The sequence below is a fragment of the Methyloceanibacter sp. genome (assembly GCF_058506495.1).
Map to the genome: position 1 here is coordinate 1 of NZ_JBZMXT010000048.1, position 17060 is coordinate 17060.

Here is a 17060-nt window from a genome sequence, read left to right on the forward strand (position 1 = left end):
GTATCCCCACCATGGGTCTTGATGCTGTCTTCCGCGCGCTTCTTGAATTCGTCGAGCGTCCATTGAGTGCGTGCCACGCCGAAAATCGGAATGTCCAAGCCCTCGTCGCGAACAAGCCCAAGAAGAGCGGGAAAGATCTGCTTGTATGCGAGGTCGCCACTGGCGCCGAAAAAGACGAACGCGTCGGAGTGAGTTTGGTTCGGGATGCCCATGACGCTGTCCACCTAGTCCTTCTTCTCGAGATGCCCGCCAAATTCGAAGCGCATGGCAGACATAAGCTTGTCGGCGAACTCCGCGTTGCCGCGTGACGCAAAGCGCGAGAACAGTGCTGAGCTGATTACCGGGGCCGGAACGCCTTCGTCGATCGCGGCAAGCAAGGTCCAACGGCCTTCACCCGAATCCGACACACGCCCCTCGAAGTTCGAAAGATCCGGGCTTTTGCGAAGCGCGCTCGCAGTGAGATCCAGCAGCCACGACCCTATGACACTGCCGCGCCGCCAGACCTCGGCGACTTCGGGCAGGTTAATGTCGTATTGGTAGTATTCGGGATTTCGAAGCGGCGTGGTCTCGGCATCGGCGGTGCGCTGCGTTTTGCCGACATTGCCGTGATGCAGAATGTTGAGACCTTCGGCGTAGGCGGCCATGATCCCGTACTCGATCCCGTTATGGACCATCTTGACGTAGTGGCCGGCACCATTTGGTCCGCAATGAAGATACCCGTTCTCCGCTGGGGAGGGTTCCCCACTCGCACCTGGCGTTCGGGGCGCCTCGTCCACGCCTGGCGCCAATGTTTTGAAGATGGGATCGAGGCGGGCGACCACATCGTCTTCACCGCCGATCATCATGCAATAGCCGCGATCGAGACCCCAGACGCCGCCGCTAACGCCAACATCCACGTAGTGAATGCCTTTTGGCTGCAACTCGCCCGCCCGGCGGATGTCGTCGTGGTAATAGGAATTGCCGCCGTCTATGAGAATATCGCCGGGCTCCAGAAGGGGAACCAGTTCCGTGATGACAGCGTCCACCGCTCCAGCCGGTACCATCATCCATACGGCGCGGGGCTTATCGAGCCCTTGCATGAAAGCTTTCAAGTCAGTGCTGCCCTTAGCGCCCTTAGAAGAGAGAGCGTTGACCGCTTCGGCGTGTGTGTCGAAGACGTGGCAGTCGTGTCCGCCGTTCATTGCGCGAATGACCATGTTGGCGCCCATCCGGCCGAGGCCGATCATGCCGAGTTGCATTGCGTCTCTCCTCGCTTCGTAACCTCAAACAGCACCCCAGATTTGCGGAGCATCGTAGTTCTTAACGTCCCAACGAAGTCTTCGCTGCCTCCGCAACCTTCTCAGGCGTGAAGCCGAAATGCTCCGAAACCACCTTCAACGGTGCCGACAGACCAAACGTGCTCATGCCAAGAACAACTCCCTCGGGCCCTGCGTAGCGGTCCCAGCCAAGCGGTGAGGCTTCCTCGACCGTGACACGCGCGGTGACCTCGGGCGGCAGAACCGAATGCTTGTAGCTCTCACTCTGTTCCTCGAACAGCTCGCGGCACGGCATCGACACCACGCGGGCCTTGATGTTGTCTTTAGCGAGCAGATCGCCTGCGGCAACGCAGAGGGCCACCTCGCTGCCCGTTCCAATCAGGATCACATCCGGCTGTCCGCCGTCCCCATCGGCCAGGACGTATGCACCCTTCGCAAGCCCCGAAGCAGGGGCCATCTTGGAGCGATCGAAGATCGGTACCGCTTGCCGGGTTAGGATCAGCGCCGCGGGCCTGCTCTTATGCGGCATCGCAAGGCGATAGGCCTCGGCAGTTTCGTTCGCATCGGCAGGCCTTATGACCATCAGGCCCGGCATGGCCCGCAAAGAGGCCAGTTGTTCGACCGGCTGATGAGTTGGGCCGTCCTGACCGAGGCTGATCGAGTCATGCGTAAATATATGAAGTACGGGAATATCCATCAGCGAGGCGAGGCGGATCGATCCACGCGCGTAGTCAGTGAAGATCAGGTAGCAGGAATCGTAGGCCCGCAAGCCCGACAGCACCATTCCATTGACCACGGCGCACATCCCATGCTCGCGGATGCCGTAGCGCATATTGTTGCCGCTGTAGTCGCCAAGTTCGCCATAAGGCTGAAACTCTCCGGCATCTGGATAATCGAGGACTACTTTGGTGCTGCCGGCCACGTCCGCCGCACCGCCTAAGACCCAAGGGACCTTTGCGGCGATGGCGTTCAATATCTCTCCGGATGCCGCACGTGTGGCAATCCCCGTCGTATCTGCGTCGAAACTTGGAATGTCCGCATCCCAGCCTTCCGGCAGGTCTCGATCGCGGATCATCTCGATTTGCTTTGCTTGATCCGGATGGGCGGCGCTGTACGCCGCGAAGAGCGCGTCCCATTTGCTCTTGAAGTCCGCACCCCGATCTCCGATGTGGGTCTTGAAGTGCTCCCGCACGCCATCGGGCACGACGAAATATTTGTCCGGGTCGAAGCCGAAGAACTCTTTCGTGCGCTGTACTTCGTCGGAGCCGAGCGGTTCGCCATGCGCGGCCGGCGTATCGTGCTTACCCGGCGAGCCGTAGCCGATATGGCTATGGACGATGATGATCGTTGGTCTATCGTCAGTGCCCAAAAAGGCGTTCAGGGCGCCGGACAGTTCGCCGAGATCGTTCGCGTCCCGAACGTGGACGACATTCCAGCCATAGGCGTCGAAGCGCTTAGCGACGTCCTCGGTGAAAGTGATGTCGGCGTGACCATCGATGGTCACGTTGTTGTTGTCGAAAATCCAACAAAGATTGGAGAGCTTGAGGTGTCCCGCGAGCGAAGCAGCCTCGCTGCCGACGCCTTCCATAAGACAGCCCTCGCCACAAAGCGCATAAACGTTGTAGTCGAACAGCGCGAAGTCCGGCTTGTTGTAAGTGGCGGCCAACCATTTTCCGGCAATCGCCATGCCGACGCTGGTGGCAACGCCCTGACCAAGCGGTCCGGTGGTCGATTCGACGCCGGTGGTCCAGCCATATTCAGGATGCCCCGGGCAGCGGCTACCCTCCTCGCGAAAGCTCTCGATGTCGCCGAGGCTAACCGCTTCGCCGCCTTGTTTTTGATAGGCCGTATCGGCCGCTTCGATCCCCGCCAAATGGATCAGGCTGTAAAGGAGCATCGAGGCATGCCCGGCGGACAGGACGAAGCGATCCCGGTTGATCCAATGTGGAGATTTAGGGTCGTAGCGAAGGAATTGTTGCCAAAGCGTGTAAGCGAAAGGCGCGGCGTCCATGGCCGTGCCCGGATGTCCCGAGTTAGCTTTCTGAATGGCATCGATCGAGAGGGTGCGGATCGTGTTGATCGCGAGCTTGTCGATGTTCTCTGGAGGCTGCGCCACGTTTTTCGATCCTCCGTATGACCGGGTCCAGCACCTTCACAGCTTCGAAGGCCGAAGCCGAAAGTCACAAACGCCGATGACAGCCCGGTGAAGCCAGGATTTACAAGTTTGCTCGCTGTGTAAACCGATGGTGGATCCAAGAAGATTGGATCCGCTAAGTACAGTGTCCGTCTATGGCCTTTCGATCAAGTCTTAGAGCTGATGTAGGAGTCGTGTACCCGACAATTCTGCACAATATGGCAAGAAGTCTGGAGCATATTAGGTGGATCGCGCATCATGCGGCTCGGTCACTTAGTTAGCCAGGTTTGAACGAGGAGGCGCCCTATGGGTGATGCAAAGACTGAGGCGAAGTCCCAGCAGGCGCTGCATTCCGGCGTTCCTCGCATGTGCCGTTGGCCGATCTGGCTTGGGTTGACGCTCCCGCCCGAGATCTTGTGTTGTAAAGAACCAAACGCCATTGCGAGGGCTGAAAGGCGAGTGGCCATAGCACCGCTATAGCGAGCACAGCCGCAAGGAGCCGCAAGGCGACAATCGCGAACTCGATCTGCATCGGACTCTCCGCAAACTACGAGCAAGAGCCTAGGCTTAGATGTTTGCCAACATGGTGCCGATGTGTTTCGGAACGTTGCCTCACACAGAAATTTGTTTCGAAACTTTTCTGAAGCCGAGGATGCTTGGTTTCGTCACAAATTTCACCGACATCGGAGTTATTCAACGCTATCTTTAAGGCGTTGGACGCGAGGTACGGTGCGCTCGCCAACAAAGAATTCGGGTTTTTGAATGAACGAAGTTGTGCCTCCTCAAAAGATCAACTCGGATAAGGACCGAGCCGAAACGGAGGCCGTCTTAGGCGTTGGCAAGCCGACGTCGAGTCTTCGTCGTTTTCGGTCGGCTATCCTTGCCGGCATCGTGCTGGGCATCGGGGCGCTCGGTTACAGTCTGTTGGGTGGCGGCGCGGCAAACGGCGTGACCTACATTACCGAGTCTGCGACCCGCGCCAATCTCACCGTTACAGTGACCGCGACAGGCACAGTTCAGCCGACGAACGATGTGGAGATCTCGAGTGAGTTGTCGGGCATCGTTCGTACCGTCTTCGTCGACTACAACAGCGCCGTAACCGAGGGGCAGGCCCTAGCAGAGCTCGACACGCGAAAGCTGAAGTCTGCCGTCGACAGCTCCAGCGCCAGGTTACAGGCGGCCAAGGCGAAAGTGAGCGAAGCGCAGGCCAGCGTGGCCGAGACCCGGCTGGACTTTGAGCGCAAAGCTAGGCTCGCAAAGACACAAGCGGGTTCCATTCTGGATTTGGAGGTGGCTGAGGCGAAACTCAAGCGTGCTTTGGCCATCGAGGAAAGCGCCAAAGCCGACGTTGCGTCAGCGAGCGCCAATCTTGCGTTGGCAGAAACGGATCTAGAGAAGGCGTTGATCCGTTCGCCAATCACCGGCGTCGTTTTGAGCCGCAATGTTGAACCCGGACAGACCGTCGCATCCTCACTTCAAGCGCCTATTCTGTTCACCATCGCTGAGGACCTGACGAAGATGGAGGTTCGCGTCGACGTCGATGAGGCGGATGTTGGCAAGGTCCTTGAAGGGCAGAAAGCCTCGTTCGCCGTGGATGCATATCCAGATCGACGGTTCGACGCCGAAATCCGCGAGCTGCGCTATGGGTCCGAAGTTGTCCAAGGTGTCGTGACGTACAAGGCCGTGCTGACAACAGACAACTCCGAGCTACTCTTGCGGCCCGGCATGACGGCAACGGCCGAGATTGTGGTTGCCGAAGTGCATGACGTGCTCACAGTGCCCAACGCGGCCTTACGTTTCATCCCACCTAGCGTTCAGCCACAAGATCAGCGGAGCTTTCTGCAGAAACTGGTGCCAGGACCGCCGCGCTTGCGCAAGCCGAGCGGAGCCCAACAATCGCGGGGACCTGAGCGTAAGGTCTGGATTGTCAGCAATGGCGCGCCAGAAGCACGCGCCGTTACGATTGGCGCAACCGATGGTAAGCGAACGGAGATCGTAAAAGGCGAGCTTGAAACAGGCGAGGGCGTGATTGTCGATTCGGAGCGCCGCCAGTGAGCGACGAGGAAACTTTAGACGCCTCCGCACCCAACGTCATTGATTTGCGCGCGGTATCGAAAACCTATGGGCGCGGGGAGGCGGAAGTACGCGCGCTTGACGGAATCGACCTGAGAATTCGGCGGGGCGAGTTCACGGCCGTCATGGGACCGTCCGGCTCGGGCAAGTCAACGGCAATGAACATTATCGGCTGCTTGGACCAGCCAACGGCGGGCAGCTACCGATTCAACGGTGTTGAGGTGGGCAGGCTCGACCGGAAACAGCGGGCGCTGCTGCGGCGGCACTATATCGGTTTCGTTTTCCAGGGCTTCAACCTGCTGGCCCGGACATCCGCCGTTGAGAATGTGGAACTTCCTTTGATTTATCGGGGCCTGCGTCAGTCAGAGCGGCGACCGCTGGCACTGAAGGCACTTGAGCGCGTTGGCCTTGCAGACAGGGCCGTACATACGCCTTCAGAGCTTTCAGGCGGTCAGCAGCAGCGCGTCGCGATTGCCCGCGCGATTGTCACAGATCCTGCCGTTCTTCTTGCGGACGAGCCGACCGGCAATCTCGATACAAAGACCAGCGAAGAGATCATGAACTTGTTGGTCGATCTCAATATTTCGAAGGGCATCACCGTCTTGATGGTTACCCATGAGCCGGAAATGGCACGTTATGCGCGTCGCGTTGTTGAGTTTCTCGACGGCCGCATCGCGAATGACAGTGCGGTTCTGGAGGCCGCTTGATGTTTTTCGAGACGCTCAAACTCGCCGTTCAAGCTATCCGGCGTAACGCGCTCCGGTCATTCCTAACGCTGCTCGGCATCGTTATTGGTGTGAGTGCCGTGATCGCGATGGTGACGATTGGCAACGGCACGACAGTCAAAGTCCAGGAAGAGATGGCCAAGCTAGGCACGAATGTGCTGTTCGTCCGTCCAGGTCAATGGGGGCCGGGCCGCTCCAGCGCGACGGCGAAACAATTCAATGATCGAGATGTTGTCGAGATGCGGGAGCAGCTTCGCGGCATACGCGCGGTCGCACCATTGGCGCAAATGTCGGCGACCGTTGTGTACGGCAATGAAAGTCGGAGTACGGGCGCCATCGGAACTGATGCCAGTTACATTGTCGCGCAGGATTGGGAACTCGCGCGAGGCCGCAATTTCCTGGACGGAGAGACGAGGAGTGGCCAGGCGGTCTGCATCCTGGGGAAAACGGTTCAGGAGCAGCTTTTTGGCGGAGAGGAGTCCCTCGGTAAGCGCATTCGCTTGAGTAATGTCTCTTGCGAGGTGATCGGCACCCTGGAGCCCAAGGGCGAATCCGGATTCGGCACTGATCGCGACGACGTAGTTCTGATCCCGCTTCGGACCTACCAGCGACGGATCGCGGGCAATACCGACATCAACAGGATCACCGTGTCGGCTCTCGACGGTGCTGATACGTCCAAGGTCCAAGCGGACATTGAACGTCTCCTGCGGGAACGGCGCGGGATCTCTGGGGGCGAGGAGGACGATTTTGGTGTTGCGGACATGAAACAAATCGCCGATGCGCAAGCCGTGACGACCGGGATCCTGACCATGTTGCTGAGCGCCGTCGCTGGAGTGAGCCTGTTGGTCGGCGGCATTGGAATTATGAACATTATGCTTGTTTCGGTGACGGAGCGGACCCGCGAAATTGGTATCCGGCTTGCCATCGGGGCCCAGGAGAGCCAAGTCCTTATGCAGTTCCTCGTGGAGGCCGTAACGCTGTCGCTGCTAGGCGGCGCGATCGGCGTTGCGCTTGGCCTTGGACTCGCTGGAGCTGTCTCGGTCGGCATGCAGATACCGTTCGTTTTCGATCTTGGGATCGTGCTGATTGCTTTTGTCTTCTCGGCCCTGATCGGCGTTGTCTTCGGCTACTTCCCTGCGCGCCGAGCGGCACAACTTGATCCGATTGATGCGCTCAGGCGCGAATAGTCCTCAGGACGCCTGAGTGATCCAAAGCCGGGCCTTCGCGGCATCTTCAAGCGGATAGACGCGAACCGTGCTCGGAAGAAATATACCAAAGATCTTCACAGCACCCGCAATCCAGTCGATATCGGTGATCACGGCGATGCGGTCCCACTTGGTGAAATGATCCATGCCGGTCTTGAAGTCTTCCCAGGCCGCGCCAGCGTCGTAGCCTGTGAAGTCGTTGGCCACTTCGTACAGCATACGGACTTTGGCGTTCGACTGGAGCGCTGCTTCTACGGCTGGAATGAGTATGTCGTCGTAGTCCTGGCGCGTCACGTTCCCGTGGCAGGAAATGGCGACCACATTGCTCGGAAAGCCTTTGAGAAGCTCGATCACCGACCGCCTCCATTCACTCGTGGGCTAAACGTCACGGAGCCTTGGATTCGCATTTCTCGTCGCCGGCGTTCCAGGTGCAGCCGAAGCTGCTCGTATTACAAACAGACTCACTGGAATGATTGCCACACCGATCCACTGCGGGTGGAGGGCCGGGTAGGCAGCCTTTGTTGTTCGCCGCGTCGTACCAGCATTCAGGTTGAGCCGCGCATTGAGCAGAGTCGCGAATGGCTTGGCAGCGAACCTCTTCGGCATGGACCACAGTGCTGCCGAATGAAAAGGCGACGATGGTGATACCAAATGCGATAATACCGGCGCGCATATATCCTCCAATTTTGGTTGCTTTGTCTTTCGACGCCGTTTTAGCCAGACAAAAGGGTCAAAAGATAGTCCTGGCGAGCCGTCAAGCTATTCATGGTCAGGACCCGGGCGATGTGTCCCCGGGTGCTCGGGATGTGGCCCTGCCAATAAGGGGAAGTCGTGGCATCCTACTTTTGGCGTCTAGACCCGGGAAGGCGCAGCAGGGTAAGCCGTGCGGCGAGTAAGTGGACGTGCTATCAGCATCGGGTCTGCACGGAAACGGCACTGGGTCTGGCATGCTCGACAGGCTGCTAAATATCATTGCTCTCAGAGGTTTGAATGAACATTGCCCCGTCAAAGCTCCCCCAATTGGGGTTGGGGTGGCTGGTTTGATTAGGTTGGCGTCGGCGGCATTGCCGGTTGGCCTCAGGACTTAGGAGACATTACTTCATGGACATTCCTCATATTCCGGTCGGTGATAATCCGCCCCACGAGGTCAACGTGATCATTGAGATCCCGCAGGGCGGGTCGCCAGTGAAGTACGAAGTCGACAAAAAGTCGGGCGCGCTTTTTGTTGATCGTTTTTTGCATACGGCGATGTTCTATCCCGCGAACTACGGCTTTATTCCGCACACCCTTTCCGAGGACGGAGACCCTGTGGACTGCATCGTGATCACGCCGACGCCAGTTGCCCCTGGCTCGGTTATTCGCGCACGCCCAGTCGGTGCGCTGCTCATGGAGGATGAGGCGGGTATCGACGAGAAGATCATCGCGGTCCCGATCGACGAACTGCACCCCTATTACAAGCGCGTATCGAGCTATCGCGATCTTCCCGAGATCTTGATGGAGCAGATCGGCCATTTCTTCGAGCACTATAAAGACTTGGAACCCGGCAAATGGGTCAAGCTCGTGCGCTGGGCAGAGGTCGGCGAAGCAGCAGAACTCATTCGCAAGGGTGTCGAGCGAAACGCCGAGTCCTGAGATACCCCGACTGTTTGACCTAGCTCAAAGTGTCTAGCGCCAGTCCGGCGTTGAGTGCCTGGATCGCGCGCGTCCAATGTGCGCGTGCAAACGGGGGAACGCTTTGACCGACTCAAAACCCGATCTTGCTGACTTCTATCGCCCAGTCCTCATGGAGGACATGATGGATACCGTCGGCGTGGAGCCATTCGACATCCTCGATCTCGACGGCGGCCAATCCTACCTTCAAGCTCGCGCTAACTGCCACGCGTGCTCTTGCAAGGCCAATTGCTCTAAATGGCTCGCTGCCAACTCAGAGGGCGAACCACAGTCGTTTTGTCCAAACGCTGAACTGTTCAAGGCAGCCAAAAGTTAGACTCTGCAGCGTGCTCATCCAGGCTCGGATGCGACAACAGAAGACTACGCGGATCGAAGTATTGTCCCCGCTTCTTCCAATCATGTTGAAGCAAAGTCGCCACGCGCCATAGCGTTCGACAAGACTTGTGTTGTCTGACATTCTGACCGACCGGTCGATTGAGCCCATAGGGCAATCGAACGCCGTCGCTGACATATGCGTTCACTTTGCTCAAAGATAGAATACCGACGCAAGCCGGAGTACGCGAACTGCCATGACCGTTTGTGAGGGAGGGGAAACTGTCCGGCGACCGACTTCAGAACGACGCGAAAGAGATTGAGCTAAAGCTCCTCTTCGACGAGGACCACGCCGCGGCTCTATTGGCGCACCCGCTCTTTGCGAGGGGGGACGCCGAGCCGTCTGGGCCACGCGTGCTGGAATCGAAGGAGCGCGAACTTCTCTCGACATATTACGATACGCCTGACGACCGCTTGCGGCGCGCGGGGGTCTTCTTGCGTGTGCGCCGAACTGGGACCGGTTATGTCCAGACGATTAAGACCGCGCGGGCCGAAAGTGAGTTTCTGGAGCGCAGCGAGTGGGAGTGTCCGCTCCCAACTCAGGACTTTGATCTTTCCGCCGCAGCCGGAACCGCCCTTGAGCCGCTACTCAGCGATGCGGTTCGAAAGGCGCTCTGCCCGCGCTTCGACACCCGTTTCAAGCGGAGGACGTTTTTGATCGATGATGACGGGAGCCTGATCGAGGCCGCGGTTGATCAGGGAGAAATCGTTGCCGCTGCGACGCGCGCACACGTGTGCGAATTGGAATTAGAACTGAAGTCCGGCAAGGCGGAGCGATTGTTCGCTCTGGCAAGGCAATTAGCGGAAACAATACCGTTGACTGTCAGCATAAGGACGAAGGCCGAACGCGGATTTGACCTGCTTGATGGCGGGGAGCCTCAATTCGAGAAAGCTCTGCCTGTCGAAATTCCTCCCGGCGAAAGTTGTGCAACGGCGTTCCAGATCGCCGCTCGAAATTGCCTCCGGCAAATACTTGTAAACCTATCTGGGACGCGCGCAGGCGAGCCCGAGGCACTGCATCAGATGCGGGTTGGTCTCCGCCGCATGCGGGCGGCAGTTTCATTGTTCGGAGAGATTGTCGAAGGTCCTCAATGCCCCGAGGTCGCTGCCAACCTCAAATGGATCGCGAGCCAGCTCGGGCCCGCTCGTGACCTTGATGTCTTTAACTCCGATATCGTGCATCCCCATCTTGAACAATTCCCCGACGACCCCGGTTGGAAGGCGGTCGAACAACGGGCACGCAAAGCGCGGGACAAGGCGCTAGAGGCGGCCGTTCAAGCGATCAATTCAGCGCGCTGTCGGCAGGCGTTGTTGGATCTTGGGGCCTGGATCGAGTTTGGCGACTGGACCGACGGCGCCAATCGTCTCGGACAAGAGCCGATCGGCGCTTACGCCGTGGCTAAACTCTCGCGGCTGCGTCGCAGTGTCTTGAGGAAAGGTAAGGACCTTCAGACGTTGAGTGTGGCTGATCGCCATAAACTCCGTATTCGTGCCAAGCGAATGCGCTATGGAAGTGAGTTCTTTGGCGCGACGTTTCCCAAGAAGGCTCAGGCCAAGCGTCTCAAGAAGTCGCTATCAGCCCTCGAGATGCTTCAAGACTCGCTCGGAACGCTCAACGATATCGCCAACCGGCAATCAGTTTTCGATCTTGGCGGTGAGGAGTATGGGTCCGAAGCGTTGCCAATGCCGAAGGTCGACGATAGCGAGGAAAAAACGCTCATGAAAAAGGCGAAGCGGGCTTATGCGCGCTTCGCCGATACCAGGGCTTTCTGGAAGGCGTGAGCCCGCTACTCTGCAGGCGGCGTGGCGCCATCCCGCGAGGACGGGCTATGGCTCTTCACATCGCCACGCATCCGGCGTGCGTGGTCTTCTAGCTGTCGTTCGGCCGCTTTGAACGCATCCCGAACGGCAAGGTAGACATCCTCATGAGCTTGGTCTAGCGGCTTCGCGCGATCCACGACGAGGTCCTTGCCGGGAACGCTAATGTCGATGTGAACGTGGTAGAGCTTTCCCTTATGCTGGTGGCGGTGGGGCGCTTCGACAACGACGCTGCAACCGATGATACGATTGGATAGCCGGCTGAGTTTCGCAACTTTCTCGCGGATGCGGTTCTCGACCGCCGGGGAGGGATCCATGTTGCGGAAGCTAATATTCAAGGGAAAGTCCATACGGCACCTCCTTGCTGCGTCTTTAAATCCTAAACCTATCTAGTCTATTCTGCTCCCAAATGTGGAGAAAAGGCGAGTGTCTTCTTGCGCTGTGTCAAGGCGCGTCGGACGTGCCAATGCCACTGTAAATAGAAGACCATCAAGGGGTCTTGGAGGTTGTCCATGAAGCCCACTCGGGTGCTACTACCCATCAATTCCAAGGGGACGACGTCAGCCTGTGCCGATGTCGCCTTCTCGCTTGCGCGACGGTTCGAGGCTGAGCTGGAGGTCCTGCATCCCTGCCCTCCGCCGGCCCAGAGGCTGCCCTACGCCACCGAACTCAGCCCCATTTATTTCGAGGCCTATTTGGACGTATCGCGGAAACAGGTTGACTACGAGGAGAAGCAGGCGGTTGCCTGGTTCGAGAAGGCTACTGCCAAGTGGGACGAAGTCGAATCGCAATTGCTGACCGTCGAAGGCCTTGTCGGACCGGCGATCGCCCAGCGCGCAAAGACGGCCGACTTCAGCGTTTTGCCGACAGTATCGGCGGCAGACGACGAGATGTTCGACGAGGCGCGAGATGCCGCGCTGTTCTCTTCAGGGCGGCCCGCGCTTTTTGTGCCGGATGAGGCGAGCGCCCACATCGGCGAGACAGTTGTTATCGCGTGGAAGGACGCTGTTGAAGCGGCCCGCGCTGTTGCAGCAGCCGGTCCGTTCCTAGAAGAAGCAAAGCGGGTCCGCTTGATCAGTTTGGTTCCAGACGGCGATCCCGAAGATGAAACGGCGCTGGCGATGGCCAATTACCTGAAGGCCGCTTGTCTTCCGGTCGAGCTGTCATCCGTGCAGCTCGGGGGACGAGAGGTCGGCGACGCTATTCTTGAAGAAGCGGGATCCGGCGTGCTTCTCGTAATGGGCGGTTATGGGCGTTGGCGCTGGCACGAATGGATTTTTGGAGGCGCCACTGACCATGTTCTCCACGCGACGGACATCGCTGTTTTGATGAGCCACTAGGCTCCCTCAGGCGTTTGTCAAGTAGCAGTTCGAACGCAAACGGGCGCGCCTACGCGGTGGCGCAACGCGCCCGCTGTCGCGAGAACTTCGGATGCCGCGTTCGTGGGCTTACTGTGTACTTTCGGGCGTGCCCATGCCCATGGCGTCCTTGGTCATTTCCTTACCCATATCGACCGCGGCATCAGAGCCTTCCTTCGCCATGCCGGCTACACCCTCAACGGCACCATCGACCACGCCGCCCGCAGCTTCACCCATGCCCATGGCGTCCTTGGTCATTTCCTTGCCCATGTCGACTGCGCCGCGACCAGCGTCCTTGGCCATGCCAGCAGCGCCCTCGATGGCGCTTTCAGTCATGTTTGCGGCACCGGTGGCCGCATTCTCAGCGGCCCCAGTCGCACTCTCGACGGCATTCTCAGTGGCCTGACCAGCCGTGCTGGCTGCACCTTCGGCGCTATCGGCGGCCTTTTCGGTGGCGTCGTCCGCAAGCCCGAGCGCGCTCTTGATGCTGTCTAGCCAACCTCCCTCGGCATGCGCCGTCCCGAGGCCGAGGCCAAATGTCAGCGCAAAAGCGATGCAAACGTTCCTGGCAAAACTCATCGGTGTCATCTCTCTGTCCTGAAATCCGCTTCCGCCATGCGTGGCGGTTATCCTTTTGAGCCCCAACCGCTGGAGTGGATGCGCGATGGCATCACACACTCCAGTCGGTCAGCGCAAGACGAATCGACAGGTCAGTTGCCGCCTCCGACTAAGCCTTCAACGGCGCCTTCTGTCATTTTGGCAGCGCCACCGACAACGCCCGCTGCACCCTCGACAACGTTCTTGCCGGCTTTAGCTGCTCCTTCGCCAACACCCTTTGCGACACCAACTGTACCCTCTACGGCGCTTTTGCCCATCTCCCCGGCGCCTTTGGCGGGATCCTTAGTCATTTCGGCAGCGCCTTGGGCCATGCCACCCACACCGTCGACGGCACTTTTGCCTGCGTCCACCGCACCCTCGCCGGCGCCTTTGGCAGCCCCAACAGTGCCTTGTGCCGCTCCATCGGTCATCTGCTCAGCGCCGTCCTTGACCTCTCCTGCATAGGCAGTGGTAACGCCCAGAGCCAGAAGAAGGGCTGCTGCGGTGCCCGTGATCTTGGTGAATGCCATCGAATTGATCTCCTGTTGTTGGTGCCCCGTTGGGAGCTAATGAGTATTGCCACCCTCATATGAGAACAGGCGCAGGCCTTTCCACTGACGTGGCGGGATGGGACCTACATACATGTCGCGCCCGCGCGAAGGTGTCCTGTAGCCAAGCTTGGAAAACGGCCGAATCATTGGCTGGTTCCGTCGGTCAAACCCGATGCGACACTTCGGCCCATAGGCCAGTAACTTTGCGCCGTCGCTGTGGGCAACAGAGGGGTATTGGGGCAGCCAGGTTGGCCGCTGCGGGTGCACAGCGGTTAACCGATGTGTTCATATTCGGATTTCCCGCAATAGCCGGGAAGCATTGGCAATGCTATTACCAGGGGTGCCATTGCCATTTGGTGGGTTCGGGCGTCGACTGTGTTTGGCCAAATCGTGAAATTCCAACGCCTTACGCGGTGTGCCTGAAGCTGACGATTGGAACTTATGGGCAATTCTCAAAGGCATGGCCAATGGTTAAGCCGGGCGGGCGAGGGCGTGGTCGCACATTCGGCTTCCCGGTGGAGACGTTATATTAAGTGCTGCAGAAGCTCTGGTACGATCAACCGGTTCGGACGCAACTTATTGTCGTTGTTGCGGCAATAAATCTCGTTGCGGCTTTGGTCGCAGCGACAGTTGCGGTTCTGAACACGCGAACAGCGACGAATGTGGCCATGGACGCCTCGGTTGAAGTGGCGGAGCGCTTCGTTGATGTGACGCTTCGAGATCTTGCCCGACAGAAGAAGCTGGACAATCTCGAAGAAGAACTGCCCCCGCTACTCAGACATCTGCGGCACGTTCGGATCATGTTCATGAATGATTCGGGTCGGCTTGTTATTATTACCCCTGACGGAGAAGCGCCGGGGATAAATCAATCCGTCGCGCCCAATTGGTTCGTGTCGCTCGTGCATCTCGATGTGCCTGAGCGCAAAGTGCGCATTCTGCCCGATGGCTCGCACCCCGTAATAATTGTTGGAGCGCCGGGGGACGAAATATCCGAAGCTTGGCGGGACTTCCTTTCTCTCGCCGTGATCTGGGGCACGATCAATATCCTTGTACTGATCATTCTCTATATTGTTCTTGGTCGCGTGCTTGACCCGCTTGCCAGTCTTTCGAAGGGTATGCGCCAGCTTGAGGTTGGCGAGTACGGGGCGAGACTGCAGAGTGCCAGGGTGAAGGAATTGGCCGTTCTCACGGATCGGTTCAATACGCTGGCGAGCGCCCTGGACGTCACCAAAAGAGAGAACGAAAGCCTCTATCAGCAATTGATCAACGTGCAAGAAGCCGAGCGTCGCGAGATTGCCAATGAACTCCATGACGAAGCCGGCGCCTGTCTTTTTGGAATTGCCGCAAACGCCTCGTCAATCCAGACCACCGCGGGAAAATTGGAGACCGAGCGCGCTAAGCGAATCTCGCGTCGCGCGGGTGAAATTCTTTCAATTGCCGAACGCTTGAAAGCGATGAATAGGGCGCTGCTCAAGAAGTTGCGCCCGGGCCCGCTTGGCCAGGTCGAGCTTTCCGACCTTATTGTTGAGCTCACGGCAGGCCTTCAAAGCCATCACCCCGACGCACAGATCCACACAACAATCGGACGACTCGCGAAATCCTATGGCGAGGACAAAGATCTGGCTATCTATCGCTGCGTCCAAGAGGCCATTACCAATGCGATTCGCCACGGTAAGGCAGAGAATATCCATATTGATCTTGATCAGGTGGAGGTCGCGAACGGCGTGGGTAAAACCAACGAAGTCCGGCTTAGGATTGCTGATGATGGCTCCGGCATTCCGTCACAGCAATCGAAGGGCTTTGGGCTCACAACAATGACGGAACGCGTGCGGTCGGTTGGTGGGACATGCACGATCATGGCCGAGGCATCGGAGGGGACGACCATCAGAGTCGAAATTCCAATTAATCAGAAGAAAGACGAACCGACTGCGCCCGCACGGGCGCCGGAATTGGCCGGGGAGCTATTATGACTCGAGTTCTTGTTATCGACGATCATCCAATCGTTCTGCAGGGTACTACGCAGTTGCTTGAGGATGTCGGTGTGAAGCAGGTCCACCAGGCACAGAGCTTGGCGGATGGCTTCCGCGCGTATCGAACTCAAAAGCCGGATGTGATCATCGTCGACCTCGCAATGCATAACGGGGCGCTCGGCGGCCTGTCATTCATTCGGCGACTGCGGTTGCACGACCAAGATACCCCCATTCTTGTTTTTACGATGCACTCGGATCCCGTGATCGTGTCGCGGGCTCTCGAGGTCGGTGCCACGGGTTATGTGTTGAAGGACACGCCGCCGGAAGAGGTCCAAACAGCTTTTCAGCGAGTGCGCGACAATCGGCCTTACCTCAGTCATGACCTGGCTTCCGAGGTGGCGTTTATGGAGGCGCGCGGAACGACGAACCCATTGCGCCAGATGACTGTCCGGGAACTACAGACCCTCGCACTTGTCGCTGAGGGCAAGCCCTATGGCGTCATCGCGGAGCATCTGCATGTCAGCTACAAGACCGTAGCCAACACGTGTACGCAGCTTAAAGCTAAGCTCGGCGTGCGCACCTTGCCCGAGCTCATGCGAATCGCGATCCAGCATCTTCCCGCCGCGAACGGAAAAGTTCAGCGCTAGAACTTCTGCATCTGACGGCGACGACCGCGCGATCATTGTGGAATCGGCAACGTTCTAGAGGTTCCGTGCAAATGTCATGATTCAGATCGCGCGTCCGCAGAATGCAAAACAAAGGCGTGCACTAAACGCCTTCCGCGTTTGGGAGGAACTCTGGTAGATGTATGGAAACTTGGCGTCCAATGTCTTGCCGGCATCGGGCGTTTCTCCTGTTCCCAAGAAAGCGTCCACTGGCAATCTCGAGCCCTTGAAAACCTAAGGCTTTCTCCCGGAACCGGCCTCGGCCCCGATCAGTTCCCTTTCCGAGAATAGCGGGCTCGGATCGCCGATGAAGTCACCGTCAGAAAAGTGCCGAAAGACAGCAAAAGACAGCAGCAGTGTCGTAAGACGGAAGAACGTAAGGGCTAAAGTAAAGAATGGGCTGCGCACCCTGAATTCTTGTGCAGCGCAACAAATGAAAACGCGATTTGGCAGAAATCGTTACCAAGACCACATTTCACTTGCATTGCATTTTCATTTGGCAAATATGAGGGGGTAGCTTGGCAATTCGCAAGAAATGAAGTGTCACAGGAAGAACGGCACAGAGTCTTTTGTAAATCGTCTGGCACAATTTCCTCGTGAGGTGTCAAAGCGTATTGTGTTCAACGGAGAACCCGCAGCCAGTAGCGGGCGCGAGGCTTAGTTTT

The 17060-nt window shown here is 58.1% G+C and carries 17 protein-coding genes and 1 pseudogene; 9 read left to right on the forward strand and 9 right to left on the reverse strand.

Annotation, left to right across the window (positions count from 1 at the left end; translation table 11 throughout):
• The 3 genes and pseudogenes from AC33YF_RS09305 to tkt all read right to left on the reverse strand — a co-directional run.
• Nucleotides 1-212: pseudogene (locus AC33YF_RS09305) on the reverse strand (glucose-6-phosphate dehydrogenase); the annotation flags it as partial.
• 12 nt (nt 213-224) lie between these two features.
• Nucleotides 225-1238: a phosphogluconate dehydrogenase (NAD(+)-dependent, decarboxylating) gene (gnd, locus tag AC33YF_RS09310; RefSeq protein WP_491776928.1), complete on the reverse strand. Its 1014-nt coding sequence runs from the start codon at nt 1236-1238 to the stop codon at nt 225-227.
• 61 nt (nt 1239-1299) lie between these two features.
• Complete coding sequence (gene tkt / locus AC33YF_RS09315; protein ID WP_491776929.1) at nt 1300-3372, reverse strand: transketolase; 2073 nt, start codon at nt 3370-3372, stop codon at nt 1300-1302.
• Nucleotides 3373-4152: 780 nt separating this feature from the next.
• Here tkt and AC33YF_RS09320 point away from each other — a divergent pair.
• From AC33YF_RS09320 to AC33YF_RS09330, 3 genes are read left to right on the forward strand one after another with little or no spacing between them, the layout of a single operon-like run.
• Nucleotides 4153-5445: an efflux RND transporter periplasmic adaptor subunit gene (locus tag AC33YF_RS09320; RefSeq protein WP_491776930.1), complete on the forward strand. Its 1293-nt coding sequence runs from the start codon at nt 4153-4155 to the stop codon at nt 5443-5445.
• Nucleotides 5442-6170 (forward strand): ABC transporter ATP-binding protein, encoded by a 729-nt coding sequence (locus AC33YF_RS09325; RefSeq protein ID WP_491776931.1) that lies wholly within the window; start codon nt 5442-5444, stop codon nt 6168-6170. The genes AC33YF_RS09320 and AC33YF_RS09325 overlap by 4 nt, the downstream gene beginning before the upstream one ends.
• Nucleotides 6170-7375 (forward strand): ABC transporter permease, encoded by a 1206-nt coding sequence (locus AC33YF_RS09330; protein ID WP_491776932.1) that lies wholly within the window; start codon nt 6170-6172, stop codon nt 7373-7375. Before AC33YF_RS09325 ends, AC33YF_RS09330 begins: the two co-directional genes overlap by 1 nt.
• Before the next feature lie 3 nt (nt 7376-7378).
• On the opposite strand, the gene AC33YF_RS09335 is transcribed toward AC33YF_RS09330, so the two are convergent.
• Both AC33YF_RS09335 and AC33YF_RS09340 read right to left on the reverse strand, forming a co-directional pair.
• Nucleotides 7379-7747, reverse strand: coding sequence for a SpoIIAA family protein (locus AC33YF_RS09335; RefSeq protein WP_491776933.1), 369 nt, complete (start codon nt 7745-7747; stop codon nt 7379-7381).
• 24 nt (nt 7748-7771) lie between these two features.
• Nucleotides 7772-7999 (reverse strand): hypothetical protein, encoded by a 228-nt coding sequence (locus AC33YF_RS09340; protein WP_491776934.1) that lies wholly within the window; start codon nt 7997-7999, stop codon nt 7772-7774.
• Between the two features lie 495 nt (nt 8000-8494).
• Here AC33YF_RS09340 and ppa point away from each other — a divergent pair, with 495 nt between their 5' ends.
• Complete coding sequence (gene ppa / locus AC33YF_RS09345) at nt 8495-9025, forward strand: inorganic diphosphatase (RefSeq protein WP_491776935.1); 531 nt, start codon at nt 8495-8497, stop codon at nt 9023-9025.
• A gap of 112 nt (nt 9026-9137) precedes the next feature.
• On the opposite strand, the gene AC33YF_RS09350 is transcribed toward ppa, so the two are convergent.
• Nucleotides 9138-9272, reverse strand: a complete 135-nt coding sequence (locus tag AC33YF_RS09350; protein WP_491776944.1) for a hypothetical protein — start codon at nt 9270-9272, stop codon at nt 9138-9140.
• Here AC33YF_RS09350 and AC33YF_RS09355 point away from each other — a divergent pair.
• Nucleotides 9219-9380, forward strand: coding sequence for a DUF6455 family protein (locus tag AC33YF_RS09355; protein ID WP_491776943.1), 162 nt, complete (start codon nt 9219-9221; stop codon nt 9378-9380). The two genes, AC33YF_RS09350 and AC33YF_RS09355, sit on opposite strands and share 54 nt — an antisense overlap.
• A 263-nt stretch (nt 9381-9643) precedes the next feature.
• Nucleotides 9644-11218, forward strand: a complete 1575-nt coding sequence (locus tag AC33YF_RS09360) for a CYTH and CHAD domain-containing protein (RefSeq protein WP_491776936.1) — start codon at nt 9644-9646, stop codon at nt 11216-11218.
• Nucleotides 11219-11223: 5 nt separating this feature from the next.
• Here AC33YF_RS09360 and AC33YF_RS09365 read toward each other — a convergent pair whose 3' ends face one another.
• Nucleotides 11224-11604 (reverse strand): HPF/RaiA family ribosome-associated protein, encoded by a 381-nt coding sequence (locus AC33YF_RS09365; RefSeq protein ID WP_491776937.1) that lies wholly within the window; start codon nt 11602-11604, stop codon nt 11224-11226.
• 162 nt (nt 11605-11766) lie between these two features.
• Here AC33YF_RS09365 and AC33YF_RS09370 point away from each other — a divergent pair, with 162 nt between their 5' ends.
• Complete coding sequence (locus AC33YF_RS09370; RefSeq protein ID WP_491776938.1) at nt 11767-12594, forward strand: hypothetical protein; 828 nt, start codon at nt 11767-11769, stop codon at nt 12592-12594.
• 108 nt (nt 12595-12702) lie between these two features.
• Here AC33YF_RS09370 and AC33YF_RS09375 read toward each other — a convergent pair whose 3' ends face one another.
• Together AC33YF_RS09375 and AC33YF_RS09380 are read right to left on the reverse strand one after the other, a co-directional pair.
• Nucleotides 12703-13200, reverse strand: a complete 498-nt coding sequence (locus AC33YF_RS09375; protein ID WP_491776939.1) for a hypothetical protein — start codon at nt 13198-13200, stop codon at nt 12703-12705.
• A 122-nt stretch (nt 13201-13322) separates the two neighbouring features.
• Complete coding sequence (locus tag AC33YF_RS09380) at nt 13323-13739, reverse strand: hypothetical protein (RefSeq protein WP_491776940.1); 417 nt, start codon at nt 13737-13739, stop codon at nt 13323-13325.
• Between the two features lie 554 nt (nt 13740-14293).
• On the opposite strand from AC33YF_RS09380, the gene AC33YF_RS09385 reads away from it, so the two are divergent.
• Both AC33YF_RS09385 and AC33YF_RS09390 read left to right on the forward strand, forming a co-directional pair.
• Nucleotides 14294-15730 (forward strand): ATP-binding protein, encoded by a 1437-nt coding sequence (locus AC33YF_RS09385; protein ID WP_491776941.1) that lies wholly within the window; start codon nt 14294-14296, stop codon nt 15728-15730.
• The gene (locus tag AC33YF_RS09390) at nt 15727-16377 is read left to right on the forward strand and encodes a response regulator (protein WP_491776942.1); all 651 of its coding nucleotides are present in this window, start codon (nt 15727-15729) and stop codon (nt 16375-16377) included. The genes AC33YF_RS09385 and AC33YF_RS09390 overlap by 4 nt, the downstream gene beginning before the upstream one ends.
• Nucleotides 16378-17060 lie beyond the last annotated feature (683 nt).

Coding starts and splice junctions, on each gene's coding strand:
- ppa (WP_491776935.1), top strand. CDS start 8,495: ATGGACATTCCTCATATTCCGGTCGGTGATAATCCGCCCCACGAGGTC.
- AC33YF_RS09320 (WP_491776930.1), top strand. CDS start 4,153: ATGAACGAAGTTGTGCCTCCTCAAAAGATCAACTCGGATAAGGACCGA.
- AC33YF_RS09365 (WP_491776937.1), bottom strand. CDS start 11,604: ATGGACTTTCCCTTGAATATTAGCTTCCGCAACATGGATCCCTCCCCG.
- AC33YF_RS09330 (WP_491776932.1), top strand. CDS start 6,170: ATGTTTTTCGAGACGCTCAAACTCGCCGTTCAAGCTATCCGGCGTAAC.
- AC33YF_RS09375 (WP_491776939.1), bottom strand. CDS start 13,200: ATGACACCGATGAGTTTTGCCAGGAACGTTTGCATCGCTTTTGCGCTG.
- AC33YF_RS09370 (WP_491776938.1), top strand. CDS start 11,767: ATGAAGCCCACTCGGGTGCTACTACCCATCAATTCCAAGGGGACGACG.
- AC33YF_RS09380 (WP_491776940.1), bottom strand. CDS start 13,739: ATGGCATTCACCAAGATCACGGGCACCGCAGCAGCCCTTCTTCTGGCT.
- AC33YF_RS09390 (WP_491776942.1), top strand. CDS start 15,727: ATGACTCGAGTTCTTGTTATCGACGATCATCCAATCGTTCTGCAGGGT.
- gnd (WP_491776928.1), bottom strand. CDS start 1,238: ATGCAACTCGGCATGATCGGCCTCGGCCGGATGGGCGCCAACATGGTC.
- AC33YF_RS09340 (WP_491776934.1), bottom strand. CDS start 7,999: ATGCCGAAGAGGTTCGCTGCCAAGCCATTCGCGACTCTGCTCAATGCG.